Below are 2,638 nucleotides of genomic sequence, written 5' to 3'. Positions count from 1 at the left end.
TTAACGCCGGCAATATTGCGTATAAGCTCACGCAGAGGCTGGCCAAGGCCATGGCATTGGGGCCATTGAGCCAGGGGTTGGCAAAGCCGGTCAATGATCTCTCCAGAGGCTGCAGCGCCGAAGACATCGTCAATGTCATTGCCATTACCGTGGTTGAGGCTCAATAACGGTGAAGGGAGGAGCAGGATATGAAGATTTTGGTCATAAATGCGGGGAGCTCCTCGCTCAAATATCAGCTTATCGATATGACGGACGAGACGGTTTTGGCCAAGGGTTTAGCTGAACGAATAGGGATAGACAACTCCATGCTGTCCCATACACCGGCCGGGAAGGAAAAGGTTGAGATAAAGGTAGACATCAAGGACCACGTTCAGGCGGTAAAGATGGTCATAGATGCCCTGGTACATCCGGAGTATGGAGTAATCAAAGACATGTCGGAGATTTCAGCCGTGGGTCACAGGGTGGTCCACGGTGGCGAGAGATTTTCCAGCTCGGTGATAATAGATGATGACGTAATGGAAGCCATAAGGGCAAACATTAATCTAGCTCCTCTTCACAACCCGGCCAATATAACCGGTATAGAGGCCTGCAAAAAGGTTATGCCCAATACGCCCATGGTAGCCGTTTTTGATACGGCTTTTCATCAGACCATGCCCAAGGAGGCCTATATTTATGCCATTCCGTACAGCGCTTATGAAAAATACGGCATAAGGCGTTATGGCTTCCACGGCACTTCACACAAATATGTGACTTTGAGGGCTGCAAAGCTGTTGGAAAGGCCCATAGAAGAGCTTAAGATGGTTACCTGTCATTTGGGCAATGGATCCAGCATTGCTGCTGTTAAAGGGGGAAAGTCGGTAGACACCAGCATGGGATTTACCCCTCTTGAAGGGTTGCCTATGGGTACACGTTGCGGTGTCATTGACCCTGCCATTGTCACTTTCCTTATGGAAAAGGAAAACATGACTTATCAGCAAATTGATCATTATTTGAATAAGGAATCGGGAGTGCTGGGCATATCGGGCGTAAGCAGCGATTTCAGGGATCTAGAGGCGGCTGCCAATGATGGCAACGAGCGGGCACAGCTGGCTTTAGACATATTTGCCTATTCCATCAAGAAGTATATAGGAGCATACGCAGCGGCTATGGGCGGGCTTGACTGCGTGGTCTTCACGGCAGGCATAGGCGAAAACAATCCTTATATCCGTCAAAAGGCCTGCGAGGGGCTGGAGTTTTTGGGTATATATATAGATAGGGAGAAAAACGAATATACCAAAAAGGGTAAAGAGGGTGAAATATCCACTGACGACTCCAAAGTTAAAGTATTGGTTATCCCAACCAATGAAGAGCTTATGATAGCCAGGGAGACTTTGGAATTGGTTAGATGAAGCGGTTTTGGGAGATACGGTAGAAAAATAGAGGGGGAATGTCACCCCCCTCTATTTATTAGGAGGCCTTATCCTTCTATTCTTAAGGGGTTCAACTGGTTCGATTGATTTTGTCGCGTATAAATGATAAAATTAATTCGTGGACTTTACGGGAAGGGGTTTTATGGGATGGCGTTGAGGCCCGATGATTTTCTAGAAAAATTGTATGCATCCAATAAGCCACAATATAGCTTTAACGCTAAGAATGTATCTGAGTGGAAAATATGGCGCGACAACTTAAGGAACGCGTTTATAGAGCTTCTAGGGGGATTTCCAGAGGAAAAGGTAAATTTAAATCCCAGGTTGGTTGAACAAAAAGAGCTGGATGATCACATAAGGCAGCGGGTGGTATTCAATACTTTAGAAGATCTGGAGATGATCGCTTACGTATTGATCCCTAAAAATGCCAATGGAAAATTGCCGGCTGTTGTGGCATGCCACGGTCACGGGTATGGGAGCAAGGACGTGGTAGGGCTTAATTTTGATGGTACTGAAAAGAGCGGTGACCCAGGATATGAGAAAAATTTCGGTCTGGAACTGGTAAGACGGGGATTTATCGTTGTGGTTCCGGAACTGTTGGGATTTGGCGATAGAACCCTTGACGAGGATCGTCTAAACCCATATAAAGGGGAAAATTCCTGTTACAAAATATCTACCAACCTGTTATTGTATGGCAAAACCATAGCGGGTATCAGGGTGTATGAAACGATGAGAACCATAGATTATCTCTTTACCCGAAGTGATGTAGCGGTTGACAGGATAGGCTGTATGGGTATATCGGGTGGGGGGCTGGTATGCGCATTTACCAGCGCTATAGATGAGAGGATCAAGGTATCGGTCATTAGCTGTTATTTGAATACTTTTAAAGACAGCATCATGGCCATCCGCCATTGTATCGACAATTATATTCCCGGGATATTGAGGTATGCCGAGATGCCGGATATAGTTGGCATGATAGCTCCGAGGCCTTTACTCATTGAAGCGGGGCTTTATGATCATATATTTCCCATACATGGTGCCAGGGTGGCTTTTGAAAAGCTGGAAGCCATATATAGCTTCTTGGGAGCCCGGGAAAAGCTGGAGAGTGACTTTTTTGAGGGTAAACATGAAATCTCCGGGAGAAAAGCGTACGATTGGTTTGTCAGGTGGTTATAAGCAGACCTGTTGACACAGGATTAAATGTCTTTGGGATATAGGTGGAGAAGATATTT

The 2,638-nt window shown here is 46.0% G+C and carries 3 protein-coding genes; all 3 read left to right on the top strand.

The annotated features are described in order from the left end of the window. Positions 1 to 167: phosphate acyltransferase (locus FWJ59_RS09250; protein ID WP_414481648.1), on the top strand; the 167-nt coding region annotated here is incomplete at its 5' end. A gap of 21 nt (positions 168 to 188) precedes the next feature. After that, complete coding sequence (locus FWJ59_RS09245; RefSeq protein ID WP_414481647.1) at positions 189 to 1,388, top strand: acetate/propionate family kinase; 1,200 nt, start codon at positions 189 to 191, stop codon at positions 1,386 to 1,388. 168 nt (positions 1,389 to 1,556) lie between these two features. Beyond that, on the top strand, positions 1,557 to 2,582 hold the full coding sequence (locus FWJ59_RS09240; RefSeq protein ID WP_414481646.1) for a dienelactone hydrolase family protein: 1,026 nt from the start codon (positions 1,557 to 1,559) through the stop codon (positions 2,580 to 2,582). Positions 2,583 to 2,638 lie beyond the last annotated feature (56 nt).

The organism is Caldicoprobacter sp. (genome assembly GCF_047459465.1).
Lineage (GTDB): Bacteria > Bacillota > Clostridia > Caldicoprobacterales > Caldicoprobacteraceae > Caldicoprobacter.
This window is presented reverse-complemented; position numbering and strand designations above follow the sequence as displayed.

What these genes read in the sequence shown, in the direction of transcription:
- FWJ59_RS09240 (WP_414481646.1), top strand. Translation starts at nt 1,557, where the DNA reads ATGGCGTTGAGGCCCGATGATTTTCTAGAAAAATTGTATGCATCCAAT.
- FWJ59_RS09245 (WP_414481647.1), top strand. Translation starts at nt 189, where the DNA reads ATGAAGATTTTGGTCATAAATGCGGGGAGCTCCTCGCTCAAATATCAG.